The sequence below is a fragment of the Bradyrhizobium tropiciagri genome, assembly GCF_018130545.1.
GTDB classification, from domain to species: Bacteria; Pseudomonadota; Alphaproteobacteria; order Rhizobiales; family Xanthobacteraceae; genus Bradyrhizobium; species Bradyrhizobium tropiciagri_A.
Genome location: NZ_JAFCKF010000010.1, coordinates 285,628 through 298,321, shown reverse-complemented (window position 1 = coordinate 298,321; position 12,694 = coordinate 285,628). Strand labels below are relative to the sequence as shown.

Genomic DNA, 12,694 nt, shown 5'->3' with positions numbered 1-12,694 from the left:
GATTACGACATGCCGAGCCAGGTGACCGTGAATAACGGGGTCCTGGATCTCACGGCGATCAGGCAGAATGTCACCGGCATGAATCAGGGCACGGCGCAGTCGTTTCCGATCACGTCCGGCGCCGTCAGCAGCTATGGCAAGCTCGAATTTGATGGCGGCTACCTCCAGATCAGCATGAAGGCGCCGAGCGGCGATGGTGCCTGGCCGGGGCTGTGGCTGATGCCCGGCGCGGGTTCGAGCAGCGGCGACAATTTCGAGATCGATATCCAGGAGGGAGGATACACCGGTAACGGGCCGGCAAACCAGGCCTTCACCTGGCATCTTCACACGCCGTCGGGGACGGTCGGCGGCACCGTCAATACCGGCATCGACCTCACCGCCGGCTTCCACACCTACGGCATCAACTGGGTGCCGGGCAAATCGATCACCTGGTATCTCGACGGGAAGCAGATCGCGACGGTGACCAGCGCGCAGGTCCCGATTCCGAACGAGCCGATGCAGCTGATCATGAGCAATCAGGTCGCGAATTCGAGCGCAGCCGGCTGGCATACGGCACTCGACAGTTCGACGCCCGCGTCGATGGCGATGCAGATCGACGAGATCCAACTCTATCAGGCAGCCGGCAGCGGCAACACCGTCACTGGCGCGAATGTCTCTGCTACAACCCCGCCGGCGACGACGCAGCCGACCACGCCGTCGGTCGTGCCGACGGTCACTCAGGTTGCGGCATCGCCGGGGACCGGTATCGAACATGTTGGCGATACCGTTACGTTTACGCTCGGGTTCAACGAGGCAGTGAACGTCGCCGGTACCCCGGCATTGACGCTCAACGACGGCAGCACGGCGTCCTATGTCAGCGGTTCGGGGACCAGCACGCTCACCTTCCGAACGACCGTGGCGTCGACCAATACGGCGACGTCGGCCCTTGCGATTACCGGGGTCACCCTTGCGGGCGGCGCGAGCATCAGCGATGCAAGCGGTGTGGCCGCTACTTTTGCCGGTGCGGTGAAGACGTTCGCTGGTCTCCAGATCAGCCCGACGAGCGCTGCGCCACCGACGTCGACCCTGCCAACGGTCCAGCCGGTGGTGAGCCAGGTCGCGGCCTCGCCGGGGACGGGGATCGAGCATATTGGGGACACCGTCACATTCACGCTCGGCTTCAACGAAGCTGTGAATGTGACTGGCACCCCGACACTGTCGCTCAACGACGGCAGCACCGCCTCCTATGTCAGCGGCTCGGGGACCGGCACGCTCACCTTCCGAACGACGGTTGCCTCGACCAACACGGCGACGTCTGCCCTTGCCATTACCGGGGTCAACCTCGCGGGTGGCGCGAGCATCAGCGACGCCAGCGGTGTCGCTGCGAGCCTTGCCGGCGCGGTCAAGACGTTCGCCGGTCTTCAGATCGACCCGACCAGCCCAACGGCGCCGTCAACGTCAGGTAGTCCGACGAGACCCGTCGCACCGGTGCTCGAGATCGCGGATACCTCGCTGACGGTGGCTGGGAGGGGCGGGACCGTCGACCTCGGTGTCAAGGTGACGACCACTGATCCCAATGATGCCGTGACCGTCAATATCACGGGATTGCCCAAATACGAGACCATCACCGACAATCTCGATGGCCGAACGTACAAGGGCAGCAACATCACGCTGACCGCAGCCCAGGTCGAGAGCGGATTGACGTTGCAGTCGAACTACCGGGGCGGCGGCCATCCGGTTGCCACGCTGACGATCAAGGCAACCGGGACTGACCCCACCACGGGTACCGTCACGACGTCTGCCTCGCAGAGCATCACGGTGACGGATCCGCGGCCAACGACGACCACGCACACGGCCGCCTCGGCGGATCGGAGCTTCGCGCTGCTGAACCAGTGCATGGCGGGCCACCACGGCACCGGCGGGCAATTCATTACGGCCGACGCGCGGGGTGGGCGCTGGACTGAAGAGGCGTTTCTGACCAAGCCGCAACATTGATGCGGCTGGTCACCCCTCCCGGTCTCGCTTTGTGTGAATGCATGAAAGGGAATTGGTTGAAGCCGGTCGTATGACCGCAGAACAGTTGAGTTTGTCGATGGCGATCCAGAATGGAAATGCCGATACCGCAGAGCACGGGCTTCGAGCCTTGGCTCTGTTCTTGCGACTGCATGGAGTGAACGCTGATTCCGACAGGATCCGCGATCTCTGTGGAAGCAGGGCGACGAGTATCCGCGGAATGCTACGTTGCGCCGGGGAGTTTGGTCTCAAGGCGAGTTCGTGGACGACCGATTGGACGCGGCTGGCGAACATCCGGTTGCCCGGAATCGCTGCCTTGCAGGATGGTGGATTCCTGCTGCTGGGAAAGGTCGACGGCGACGAAGCGCTTGTGCTGCATCCGTCGTCGCCGCATCCGCGACGCATCACGCGCGCCGAGTTCGAGGCGATCTGGGATGGTCGTCTGATCTCGACCGAATCGCGCCAAGCTGTGCGCCGGGCCCTTCATTGGTTCACTGGCTTGGCGGTGCGCGCGCGCAAGACGATGCAGCATCTGCGCGAAGACCTGGTGCGGCGGCTCCGCGAGCTTCCGGCGTTTGCGCGCCGGTCCGGTCGTCCCGACGCCGCCGCTAAGGCGGACGCGATCGAACCAGGCCACGGCGATGAATCCGGCGCGATGGCGCTGGCGATCCTGCTGCGCTGTCACGGGATCGCGGCCGACCCGGAGCAAATCCGGCATCGGACCGGTACCGACCGCCTTGGCGTCACCGATATCATACGCTGCGCCCGGAATTTCGAGCTGAAGGCCCGGTTGCAGAAAACGGACTGGAAGCGGCTTGCGGTGACGCCGCTCCCGGGGATCGCGGTGCTGCGCGACGGCGGGTTCCTGATTCTCGGCAAGATCGTCGACGACAAGCTCCTGGTCCAGCGCCCATTGCTGCCGCAGCCTGAGATGATCGGGCAAGCCGAACTCGAGGCGATGTGGGATGGCGACATCATCCTGATGACGCGGCGCGCTGCGTTGACCGACATGTCCCGGCGCTTCGATATCAGCTGGTTCTTCGGTGCGATCCACAAGTATCGCCGCCTGCTGAGCGAGGTTTTGGTCGCGTCGTTCTTCCTCCAGGTCTTCGCCGTCATATCGCCGCTGTTCTTCCAGGTGGTCATCGACAAGGTGCTCGTGCACCGCGGCATGAGCACGCTCGACGTGCTGGTCACTGGCCTTGTCGCGCTGACCGTGCTCGAGACCATTCTCGGTACGCTGCGCGTCCATCTATTCGCGCACACCACCAACCGGATCGACGTGGAGCTTGGCGCCCGCCTGTTCCATCACTTGATGGCGTTGCCGATCGGCTATTTCCAGACGCGCCGCGTCGGAGATTCGGTCGCGCGCGTCCGAGAACTGGAGAACATTCGTCAGTTCCTGACCAGCTCGGCGCTCACGCTGGCGATCGATCTGGTGTTCACCTTCGTGTTCCTCGCCGTCATGTTCTACTACTCGACGACGCTGACCTTCATCGTGCTGGCGTCGTTCCCGTTCTACATCGGCATATCGGCGGGCGCGGCGCCGCTGTTTCGCCGGCGCCTCGACGAGAAGTTCAATCGGGGCGCCGAGAACCAGGCGTTCCTGGTCGAGAGCGTCACCGGCGTCGAGACGCTGAAGGCGATGGCGGTCGAGCCGCAAATGCAGCGTCGCTGGGAAGAGCAGCTCGCCGGCTATGTGGCTGCAAGCTTCCGCGTGCTGAGCCTGAACAATACCGCGAGCCAGGCGGTCCAGATGATCAGCAAGCTGGTCGCCGCCGCGACCCTCTACTTCGGCGCCCGGCTTGTGGTCGACGGGGCACTGACGGTCGGCGAGCTCGTCGCGTTCAACATGCTGGCGGCGCGCGTGAGCATGCCGGTGCTGCGACTGGCGCAAATCTGGCAGGATTTCCATCAGGCCCGGCTGTCCGTCGATCGTCTTGGCGATATCCTCAACACCATTCCCGAGCCGAGTTCGAGTCCCGGCCGCGCGGCGCTGCCGGCGATCCGTGGCAAGGTCACATTCGAGCACGCCACGTTCCGCTACCGGATCGATGGTCCCGAAGTGCTGCACGACGTGTCGTTCAGCGTCGATCCCGGCCAGGTCGTCGGCATTGTCGGCTCCTCGGGCTCGGGCAAGAGCACCATCACCAAGCTGATCCAGCGTCTGTATGTGCCGGAAAGCGGCCGCGTGCTGATCGACGGCGTCGATCTGGCGATGGTCGATCTCGCCTGGCTGCGGCGCCAGATCGGCGTCGTGTTGCAGGAGAACGTGCTGTTCAATCGCTCGATTCGCGACAATATCGCGCTCGCCGATCCAGCGATGCCGATCGAGCGCGTCATTGCGGCGGCCTCGCTTGCAGGTGCTCACGACTTCATCCTGGAGCTGCCCGAGGGATATGACACCGTCGTGGGCGAACGCGGCAGCAGCCTGTCCGGCGGACAGCGTCAGCGCATCGCAATTGCCCGCGCGCTCGTCACCGATCCGCGCATCCTCATTCTCGACGAGGCCACCAGCGCTCTCGACTATGAAAGCGAGCGCGCCATCCAGCAGAACATGAAGCGGATCTCCGCCGGGCGGACCGTGTTCGTGATCGCCCATCGGCTGTCCACCGTGCGCCACGCCAACCGGATCATCACGATCGAGCACGGCCGCATCGTCGAGGACGGCAACCATGACGAGCTGATCCGCTCGAACGGACGCTACGCGCGGCTGCACCACCTGCAGGCAGGTCTCCATGACGCTCGCTAGCCGAAACGTCATCCCGTTCCCGAAGGCCGAGGTTCGCCGCCGCGAGCAGGAGATCGCGTTCCTTCCGGCGGCGCTCGAAATCACTGAATCGCCACCGTCACCGGTCGGGCGCGCGATCGGGGCGAGCATTATCGTGGGATTTTGCATCGCGCTGGTATGGGCGTGGTTCGGCCACGTCGACATCGTCGCAACGGCGACCGGCAAGATCGTGCCGGGTGGGCGGACCAAGCTGATCCAGCCGTTCGAGACCGGTGTCGTGCGCGCCATCCACGTGCGGGACGGTCAGAGCGTCAAGGCCGGCGAAGTGCTGATCGAGCTCGATCCCACGATGACCGGAGCCGATCAGGAGCGTTACCGCAGCGATCTGCTGGCTGCCGAACTCGAAGTGGCGCGGCTTCGCGCGGCACTTGCCAGCGATCCGCTGGCGGCATTCCAGGCGCCAGCCGGCGCAACTGCGGCCGATATCGAGCTGCATCGTCAGTTTCTGGTCAGCCAGCGCGCTGAGCAGCAGGCCAAGCTTGCCGAGATCGAGCGCCAGCAGGGCCAGAAAGAGGCGGAGCGGGCAACCATTGCGGTCAATGTCGCGAAGATCCAGGCGACCATACCCGTGCTCACCGAGCGGGTCGAAATCCGAAAGACGCTGCTCGACAAGGCGCTCGGTTCAAAGGTGACGTATCTGTCCGAGTACCAGGACCTCGTCGGCCTTCAGCAGGATCTGATCGTGCAGCAGAGCCGGCTGCGCGAAGCTGACGCCGCCATGGCCTTGCTGAAGGAAACCAGGGAGCGGGCCGACGCGGAATATCGACGTGCCACCTACGACGCCCTGGCAAAGGCGGAGCAGAAGGCCAAGAGCGCCGCGCAGGAGGTGGTGAAGGCCGAGCAGCGGACCAAGTTCCAGCATCTGACCGCACCGGTCGACGGCGTCGTGCAGCAGCTTGCCGTTCATACGGTGGGAGGCGTGGTCGCGGCCGGTCAGGCATTGGCGGTGGTGGTTCCCAGCGATAGCCAGCTCGAGATCGAAGCCATGCTCTCCAATCGTGACGTCGGATTTGTCCATGCCGGACAGCGGGCTGCGATCAAGGTCGATACATTCAACTTCACGCGCTACGGGCTGCTCGATGGGGAGGTTCTCAGCGTCTCGTCTGATGCCATCACCCGTGACAGGCCGCCGGGCGCGTCGAATGACCGCACCCAGGGCGCGGCACAGGGCGGCAGCGAGCCGAGGGGCCAGGAGCTGGAATATGCCGCGCGCGTGTCGCTCGGCCGCACGCAGATGCAGGTGGACAACAAGCTGGTCAAGCTCGGTCCCGGCATGGCAGTGACGGTCGAGATCAAGACCGGCACGCGCAGGATCATCAGCTATCTGCTGTCGCCGCTGGCAAGGCACCAGCAGGAAGCGTTGCGGGAACGCTAGCGCGTGATCCGGAGCCGGAGAGCCGCGTCAGTGCAAATAGCGACGCAGTTTTCCGACAAGATCATGCCAAAGCAGGACGCTCACGCGCGATAACGATTCAACGAAGTCTTATCGCGCTTGAGCGCAGCCGGCCGCCTTGGCGCGAAGCCCTGCACCGGCCATCGCGCCTTCCATGCATCTTTGCGGCACTGCGCGCCTTCCCGCCGGGGTTACCCGGCGGCAGCCAGATGGCGCGGCTTCAGTTATTTCCGAAACCGGATCACCCCGTCGCTCTTTGAGCTCAGGTCTTTGCGGCCGTGGCCATTCGTGAGGGACACCTCGAAATAGTTCGGCGCATGGTCGATTGCGCCGAGCGGGGCCGGTCGGCTCGCTCTCGCGATCTTGGGAATGTCCCGCTTCGGCGGGAGCGGCCGCTCGGCATCCGGGCCCTGAACCGCAGACCCGTTGTTCTTGGGCCAGGCCGTAGGTCGATGGTTCAAGCCCCAGATCGCGGCCTGGGTCCTGTTCTGCACCCGGATCTTGCGAAGGATCGCTTTGATGTGAACCTTCACGGTGGCTTCGGCGATGTTGATTTTGCGTGCAATGCACTTGTTGGAATCGCCTTCGATCAGGCACTGCAGGATGGAGACTTCCCGCGGCGACAATTGCCGAGCAAGCCGGTCATCGGCCTCCGCGACGGCGCGATCGTCATCGATCGGGGCCGGCGCATCGTCTGCGTCGTGTTCCTCGGCATCGAGAGCGGACGTCAGGAAGGCCGGCGGGAACACCGTCCCGCCCATCATGACGAGCTCGATGGACTTGATGAACGCGTCGCAATTCATCACGTCGATGAAGTATCCGGTGGCGCCGGCCCGAAGTGCGGCAGCAAGGTCGCTCACACGATATTGATCCGCGACGACGGCTACCTGCCCGTCAGTGTGACGGCGTTTGAAGGATTCGATCTGCTCGATCGTCGGGCGGAAATCATCGCCGGTATGAACAATGAGTAGCAGCAGCGGCTGGCTGGCCGGAGCTTTTTGATGCGCGTTGCCGTCAAGCAGATCGTCGGCATCGGATACTGAAGCCAGGACTTGAAAACTTTCGGAGTTCAGAATTCTGGCAAGACCTTCTTTGCGAAGACTATTTTCACCAACAAGCACAATGGCAAAAGGATATCGCCGTCTCATGGAAACTCTCCCGGACGCTACAATGAAACAATGGGCTGATCGGTTGATTCCGGCTCATTTTCGGTGATGATTCCGCCCAGCTAAAAAAGAACGAGGTATCGAAAAATCTTCCTTGGTCGCGACTTGAGAAACAAAACTGAGGACCAAAATGTCCCGAGCCCACTCAGAAAATATTTAATAATGTTAGATGCTAATCCCCAATATCCCTATATACCGTTGGTTATAGTCACTGTTTCGGATGTCGACCGTCATAGAAAAGCCATCGGCTTAGTCCGTTCGGGCCATTGGCCCTCGTCGATGGGCACCCGCGGAGGGTGCGTACGTCCCGCGCTGCGATCACGCGTTGTTGGAACGATGCCGGTCGGGGCGGGGCGTGCTGGCAGTAGATTCCCGGATGCTTGCGACAACAAAACCTTACTGAAAAACCTCATATTGGAGTAGTTTGATTAGGGATAGGGCGCACCGAAGCTGAACTGGAGGGATGTGAGGATTGGGTCGTAAATGCATTTCAGTCGTGTGGTTATTGCTAGTAGATTTCCAGTTGTCTTATTGGGTTTGAACTGCCTGCTCGAAGCAGAACGTGATTTCAAGGTTGTTGCTCGTTGCAACGATGGTGCGAGCTGTTTCGAGACATTACGAAGTCTTGCGCCCGATATAGCCATTTTGGATATGTCGATGCCCGATATTCTGGGGCAGGCGACGCTCGACGTCGCAAACGCCGGGACGGCTCCTGCGCGGCTCGTATTCCTTGCCACCTCGGTCGAGGATCGCGATCTCGCCGTGTTGGCGGCAGCGGGCGCCTATGCCGTTATCCTGAACGACGAGGAGCCGGAGACCCTCCTACAGACCTTGCGGCAGGTGGCGGACGGCCAGAAAATGTTGCCGCCGCCCGCGTACGAGGAAGCCCTCTCTTGTGCGCAAACCGCAATGCCGGAGAAATATCTGGCAGTGCTGACCGACCGCGAGCGTCAGATCATGAGCCTGGTGTCGGAGGGCTTGTCGAACAAGGAGATTGGCCGCCGCCTGAAGGTGGCCGACGGGACCATCAAGGTTCACTTGCACCACATCTTCCGCAAGCTCGAGATCAGCAACAGGACAATTCTCGCCACGCTCGTCGTCTCACAGGCGGGGGCTGGCGGCACTCCGTCCGGCTGAGACGAGGCGAGGTACGAACGACTGACGTTGCGGCTGAGCGTATGCGCTCCAGGGTCGGCGCATGACTAGACGAGTTCGCGCTTCCGATCGTTCTCGTCGCCCTGATCGCCGTCAGCGAATGTCCGCAGGTGCAGGTCGGAGACCCATCAGCAGGAAGCCGGTCACGCACTCTCGCGGCGGGTACCAAGCCCCTTGGGGGGATCCTGAACGCCATAGCTGCCGAACGCGGCGGCAGTCTCGGCAATCTCGGCCTGGCTCAGGAGAATCGGTCCGCCGATTGCCAGCGTCAGATAGTATTGCCGGGCGATCGTCTCGAGCTCGACTGCGAGCCACATCGCCTTCTCCAGCGATGCACCGGTGGCGATCATTCCATGATTGGCAAGCAGGCAGGCGGTCCGGTTCTCCAGGGCGTTCAGCGCGTTCTCCGACAATTCCTTGGTGCCGAATCTGGCGTAGCCGGCGACGCGTACGTTCATGCCGCCGAACGCCGCCATCATGTAGTGGCACGCCGGAATCTCCTTGCGCGCGATCGCCAGCACGGTGGAATAGGTGGAATGTGTGTGAACGATGCCTCCGACGTCGGGGCGTGCTTTCATGATATCGAGGTGAAAGCGCCATTCGGTGGAGGGCTTGAGCGGTCCCTCCCACGATCCGTATTCGCCCTCGATCGGCATCGCCGCGATCATGTCGGGCGTCAACGAATCATAGGGCGTTGCGGATGGCGAAATCAGCATGGTGTTGCCGTGGCGCGCCGAGATGTTTCCGGACGTCCCCTGGTTCAGCCCTGTGGCGTTCATCCAGCGGCATTTTGCAATGATCGTCTCGCGCAGCTGAAGTTCGGTGTCGGTCATCGTTGGTCCCTGGCGGTTGGTGCGGCCGGCATTCAGAATTTCTGCCGGGTCGGCGTGATGCAGATTTCCTGCACCAGCGCGTTCTGTGGAAGCCTGTAGGCGTCGAGAATCAGGTCTGCGACATGCTCGGCCCCGATGCCGCCGCCGATCGCTGCCTTGTTGGCCCTGTAGTTGGCGAGCGTCACCGGGTCCTTCACGCCATCAAGCACTTCGGTCTCGATGATTCCGGGCGATATCACGATGACGCGGACGTCATGCTCCGACAGATACTCGCGGAGGCTCTCGGACACGCCATGAACGAAGAACTTCGTGCCGCAATAGACGGTGTGGTCGGGATAGACTTTGCGCCCAGCGATCGAGCTCATCATCACGAGCGTGCCATGACGGCGCGCCATCATGCTCGACATCACGGCATGGACGCTGTTCATCACGCCGTTGACGTTGATTGCGATCATCTCGTCCCAATCGGCCGGGTCCTGCTTGCCGATGTCGCCAAGCCTTGCGATGCCCGCGTTGGCGAACATCATATCGACCGGACCGAACTTCGCTTCGGCTTCGCGCACCGCGGCAGCCAGTGCCGCGCGGTCCCGCACATCGACCTGGCGGCTGATCGAATTGGGCAGGCGCATGGCTTCCAACCGGTCGATCCGACGGGCCATCATGAGCACGGGGTGGCCGGCGGCCGAGAAGGCGCGGGCGGTTGCCTCTCCAATTCCGGAACTCGCGCCCGTCACGGCGACAAGCGGTTTTACGGTCGTCATGTCACAGCCCTCCCGCTAAAGCGCGATGAGAATCGCGTTTTAGCTCTTTGTTTGAGCATGGTCGTTTTCGGAAAACCGCTTCACACTTTTCCGGACCATGCTCTAGATTTCGCCTTGTGCAAACGCGTCCAGCGTGCCGGCATCCGCGGCGATGTCGAGGAATGAAAAGCGGTTGCGCATTTCGCGGCAATGGATGATGGCCTCGTGATAGAGGTCGATCGGCACGCCGAGCTCGGCGGCGGTCGTGGCGCCGCCGGCCGCCGAAAGCAGCCGCTTCATCTCGTCGACTGGGATGGTAAAGCCCGCCAGCTCGAGGCGCAGCGCGGGCCATGTTTCCTCGAGTTTGCGGTTGAACGCTGTTGCGCCGTTGGCGTCGAAGGCTTTCTGCTTGAGCTCCGCAAGGCACTGGGCTGCAACCTCTTCGCCGAAGCGGCGGGCCATGTCGGTCGCGTCGATCGGCGTCGCCCCAATGGAGGGCGGCCGATCGCTCGACAGCATTTGCTGCTGCAACCGCGCCATGCTCAGGGATGCGATGCCCACCTGCTGGCCATGCAGGCTGCCGGGATGCCGTTTGCCGGCGAAACAATCGATGTAGTGCGAAATCTGGTGCTCGCCCATCGAGCCATGGTGCGAAATGCCGGTGAAGGAGATGCCGAGCCCGCACAATGTCAGCACGCGATAGAGATAACCCATCGCTTCGATGTCGCCCTTGGGCAGATTGCCGGCGCGCTTGTTGAGCTCGATCTCGTCGGCGGCCTGGATCGTATAGGGTTCCTGGAAATAGGCAGTGCCCAACAGCCGGTGCGACATCCACCAGTCGTTCTGCGCGACCGAGCGCGCCAGGCAGTCGGCAAAGCCGGATGCAGCGAGAAAAGGCGGCGCCGCAGCGGATACCGCGAGGTCGACGAAGAATCCGGAAGGCGTGTGCGAGGGCAGGGACACCTTCAATCCGCTGTCGAGCGTGAGTGACGCCGTCGATGAGGTGTATCCGTTCATCGACGCCGCGGTCGCGAACACGCAATAGCGCCGCCCGTCGAGACCGGTGACGTATTTGCAGAGGTCGTTGACGGTGCCGGAGCCGACGGCAACGACGCCATCGAAGCCACGCAATTCCTCGGTCAGGCTGCGAACCTCGACCATGTCGGCGTGCGGGCGCTCCATCACGATCGTCCTGATCGGGCCGAGCCTGCGCAGGGCCTTCTCGATGCGCGCACCCATCGCCTCGTACGTCGCTTCGTCGGCGACCAGCGCCAGGCGCTCGCCGAGCTTCAAGGACGCGACCAGTTCGGCCTCGCGGCCGTCGAGGCTGTCTTCGATCACGATGGAGTCGTAGGGCACCTTGATCTGCACGCCGGTCAGCGGATTGGTCCAGCGGCCAGCCACCATATCGTCGATCAGCGCGGTCCAGTTCTGCTTCGACATCGACAACACCCCGCGCCACGTCTTCGGTGTCGCGGCCCTGATCGTGACATTTGACAAAAGCGATTGGCAATTAAGCGAGACAATTGACAAATGTCAACTCGGTGTGCATTTTGTAAGAGAACGCCGAAGCTGGATCGTCGATGACCCGGACGCTGCAACGCCAAGTGACGCCGCCGCGGATCAAGCGCAGGGCGCTGTCGATTCCCGCGGAGTTCGACAGCGATCCGGTGGTATGGGCGGCGTGGCTCTATTACGAAGAGGGCATGACGCAGGAGGAGGTCGCCGATCAGCTTGGCGTCTCGCGCGCGTCGGTGGTGAACTTCCTGCAGGAGGCGCGCGACCGCAACATCGTCACCATCGCAGTCTCGTCACGGCATCTGCAGACCATCGGTCTCGCGCGCGAGGTCGCGGACGCCTACGGACTGACCAATTGTCTCGTCGTGCCTGATGATGGCGGCCGGCTGCCGGTTCACGAGCGGATCGGCAGGGCCGGCGCGCGGCTATTGATCGAGCGGTTGCAGCCCGACGATGTGCTCGGGGTGTCCTGGGGGCGCACGGTGCAGGCGCTATCGGCGGCGCTGCCCGAGATGAATCTTCCGGGTGTTACCGTCGCGCAGATCACCGGTTGTTCGATCGGAACGACGGAGTTTTCGCCGGAGCTCTGCACCTCCAACATCGCCACCAGGCTCGGGGCGCGCTGCGTCAATCTGCACGCGCCCGGCATCGTCTCGACGGCCCAGATCAAACGCCTGTTCGTGCAGGAGCCGGCACTGGTCGAGACCTTCAAGATCATTCGCACGAGCAACAAGGTGCTGTTTGGTGTCGGCAGCGTCGATGATGCCGGCACCGCGATGCGCAGCGGCTACATGTCGCCCGAGAACATCGGGCCGTATGTTGCGCGCGGAGCGGTCGGCGTGGTCAGCGGACGCTTCATCGACCATGACGGCAAGCCGCTGCTCGGCGCGCTCGACAATCGAATGATCGGCCTGACGCTCGACGAGATCGCCAGGGTGCCGGAACGGATCTGCATTGCCGGCGGCGCCGATAAGATCGATGCGGTATTCGCCGCGCTCAACAACAATTACGCAACCATCCTGGTCACCGACGTGGCAACGGCGAGAGCGCTGGTGCCGCGCGCGGCTCGATCGTCCCGAACCGGAGTGACGCGCCGGCCCTGATAC

At 62.9% G+C, this 12,694-nt stretch carries 9 protein-coding genes; 5 read left to right on the top strand and 4 right to left on the bottom strand.

The features are described from left to right. From JQ616_RS35180 to JQ616_RS35170, 3 genes are all read left to right on the top strand, one after another. Positions 1-1,974: glycoside hydrolase family 16 protein (locus JQ616_RS35180; protein ID WP_212022744.1), on the top strand; the 1,974-nt coding region annotated here is incomplete at its 5' end. A 97-nt stretch (positions 1,975-2,071) separates the two neighbouring features. Next, positions 2,072-4,744 carry a type I secretion system permease/ATPase gene (locus tag JQ616_RS35175; protein WP_212022743.1) on the top strand — a complete coding sequence of 891 codons (2,673 nt, stop codon included), beginning with the start codon at positions 2,072-2,074 and terminating at the stop codon, positions 4,742-4,744. Next, positions 4,731-6,158 (top strand): HlyD family type I secretion periplasmic adaptor subunit, encoded by a 1,428-nt coding sequence (locus JQ616_RS35170; protein ID WP_212022742.1) that lies wholly within the window; start codon positions 4,731-4,733, stop codon positions 6,156-6,158. The genes JQ616_RS35175 and JQ616_RS35170 overlap by 14 nt, the downstream gene beginning before the upstream one ends. 242 nt (positions 6,159-6,400) lie before the next feature. Here the strand turns inward: JQ616_RS35170 and JQ616_RS35165 are convergent, their stop codons facing one another. Beyond that, on the bottom strand, positions 6,401-7,324 hold the full coding sequence (locus JQ616_RS35165; protein WP_212022741.1) for a LuxR C-terminal-related transcriptional regulator: 924 nt from the start codon (positions 7,322-7,324) through the stop codon (positions 6,401-6,403). 501 nt (positions 7,325-7,825) lie between these two features. Between JQ616_RS35165 and JQ616_RS35160 the strand changes: the two genes are divergently transcribed. Beyond that, complete coding sequence (locus JQ616_RS35160; protein ID WP_249137673.1) at positions 7,826-8,479, top strand: LuxR C-terminal-related transcriptional regulator; 654 nt, start codon at positions 7,826-7,828, stop codon at positions 8,477-8,479. Between the two features lie 161 nt (positions 8,480-8,640). On the opposite strand, the gene JQ616_RS35155 is transcribed toward JQ616_RS35160, so the two are convergent. From JQ616_RS35155 to JQ616_RS35145, 3 genes are all read right to left on the bottom strand, one after another. Beyond that, the gene (locus JQ616_RS35155) at positions 8,641-9,330 is read right to left on the bottom strand and encodes a class II aldolase/adducin family protein (protein ID WP_212022740.1); all 690 of its coding nucleotides are present in this window, start codon (positions 9,328-9,330) and stop codon (positions 8,641-8,643) included. A gap of 32 nt (positions 9,331-9,362) precedes the next feature. Then, complete coding sequence (locus JQ616_RS35150; RefSeq protein ID WP_212022739.1) at positions 9,363-10,091, bottom strand: SDR family oxidoreductase; 729 nt, start codon at positions 10,089-10,091, stop codon at positions 9,363-9,365. A 102-nt stretch (positions 10,092-10,193) separates the two neighbouring features. Continuing rightward, positions 10,194-11,513: an iron-containing alcohol dehydrogenase gene (locus tag JQ616_RS35145; protein WP_212022738.1), complete on the bottom strand. Its 1,320-nt coding sequence runs from the start codon at positions 11,511-11,513 to the stop codon at positions 10,194-10,196. A 140-nt stretch (positions 11,514-11,653) separates the two neighbouring features. Between JQ616_RS35145 and JQ616_RS35140 the strand changes: the two genes are divergently transcribed. Continuing rightward, the gene (locus tag JQ616_RS35140; RefSeq protein WP_212022737.1) at positions 11,654-12,691 is read left to right on the top strand and encodes a sugar-binding transcriptional regulator; all 1,038 of its coding nucleotides are present in this window, start codon (positions 11,654-11,656) and stop codon (positions 12,689-12,691) included. Positions 12,692-12,694: the final 3 nt, after the last annotated feature.

Coding starts and splice junctions, on each gene's coding strand:
- JQ616_RS35150 (WP_212022739.1), bottom strand. CDS start 10,091: ATGACGACCGTAAAACCGCTTGTCGCCGTGACGGGCGCGAGTTCCGGA.
- JQ616_RS35155 (WP_212022740.1), bottom strand. CDS start 9,330: ATGACCGACACCGAACTTCAGCTGCGCGAGACGATCATTGCAAAATGC.
- JQ616_RS35175 (WP_212022743.1), top strand. CDS start 2,072: ATGGCGATCCAGAATGGAAATGCCGATACCGCAGAGCACGGGCTTCGA.
- JQ616_RS35145 (WP_212022738.1), bottom strand. CDS start 11,513: ATGTCGAAGCAGAACTGGACCGCGCTGATCGACGATATGGTGGCTGGC.
- JQ616_RS35140 (WP_212022737.1), top strand. CDS start 11,654: ATGACCCGGACGCTGCAACGCCAAGTGACGCCGCCGCGGATCAAGCGC.
- JQ616_RS35170 (WP_212022742.1), top strand. CDS start 4,731: ATGACGCTCGCTAGCCGAAACGTCATCCCGTTCCCGAAGGCCGAGGTT.
- JQ616_RS35160 (WP_249137673.1), top strand. CDS start 7,826: ATGCATTTCAGTCGTGTGGTTATTGCTAGTAGATTTCCAGTTGTCTTA.
- JQ616_RS35165 (WP_212022741.1), bottom strand. CDS start 7,324: ATGAGACGGCGATATCCTTTTGCCATTGTGCTTGTTGGTGAAAATAGT.